The sequence below is a fragment of the Auritidibacter ignavus genome (genome assembly GCF_003703835.1).
Taxonomy (GTDB): Bacteria; Actinomycetota; Actinomycetes; order Actinomycetales; family Micrococcaceae; genus Auritidibacter; species Auritidibacter ignavus.
On the sequence record NZ_RDQR01000051.1, the window covers coordinates 1 to 1,148 of the forward strand.

General features: G+C 57.9%; 1 pseudogene. It reads right to left on the minus strand.

The annotated features are described in order from the left end of the window. A pseudogene (locus tag DYI20_RS13005) lies at positions 1 to 1,082 on the minus strand (IS110 family RNA-guided transposase); the annotation flags it as partial. Positions 1,083 to 1,148: the final 66 nt, after the last annotated feature.

The following is a 1,148-nucleotide window of genomic DNA, read 5'->3' on the forward strand; positions in this document are numbered from 1 at the left end:
GCGCGTTTCTTGTTGTAGTGGGCTTTCGATACCGGGTCGTGGCAGGAGGCCATCCATGCGGATCGGAATAAGGCGTTGTTGAGTTGTTTATTGCTAGAGCGGGCCGGGGACTCACCTCGGATCGAGGTCTCAGAGCGACGCGTTACGGGAGCAATGCCGGCGTAGGTGGCCAGGTGATCTGGGGTGGGGAAGGAGCTGAAGTCTGCTGCAGTGAGCAGGATCGTGGCGGTGGTCTTGATTCCGACTCCTGGCATAGGAATCAAGACCTGGGTAAGAGGGTGAGCATCGACCATCGTTTCCACCTCGGTGGCCACCAGAGCGCGTTGAGCTTTGAGTTCTTTGATCTGGGCGGCCATCCTGGGGATGATCAGTTCCACGGTAGCTGTTCCAGGCACGGTGACCGTTTGCTCGGCTAGGGCCGCGAAGATCTGGTCGATCAACGCGGAGGGGTCTTTGCGGGCATGATTTTTCGCCCAGCGTTTTACCCCAGATTTGTCAGCAGCCTGCAGGCCGTGGGGTCCGTGATACCGAATCTACAACTCCAGGACAATGGGCCGTGTGAGGACGGTGCCGGTGAAGACTCGTTCCAGTGACGGGTAAATGTGCACCAGCAAGGATCGTAGTCGGTTGATGGCTGGGGTACATTCCCGAGCCAGGTCATCATCAAACCCAGCCAGCACTTTCAACGCCGAGAACAGATCAGATTCCCGATCCATGGCTCGTAGCGTATGGGGCATGGTTCTGGCGGTATCAGCAATGATGAACGCGTCCCGGGCATCAGTTTTGGGCCGGCCGGGATACAGATCAGCGGCCTTGCGCATCGCCAAGCCCGGCAAGTATGCCACGGTGGCGTCACAGTCTCGGGCCACCGCGATCGGTAAGGCACCAATGGTGTTAGGCTGATCGACCACCACCAGCACTGAATCGTGCCTTTGGAGCTGAACGATGACGTCTTGCAATGCGGTTTCGTCTTGCGGTAATTCCCGGTCGTAGAGTTTCTCGCCGGTGGTTGTCAGGGCGCATCCGTATTGTGCGCTTTTACCAACGTCTAGCCCCAGGATCACATCGTAGGTTGTTGTCATGGCAGTCTTCCTCACTGCTGGTAGCAAGGCCGCTGTGATCATGACACCCGATGCTTGCACCCACGT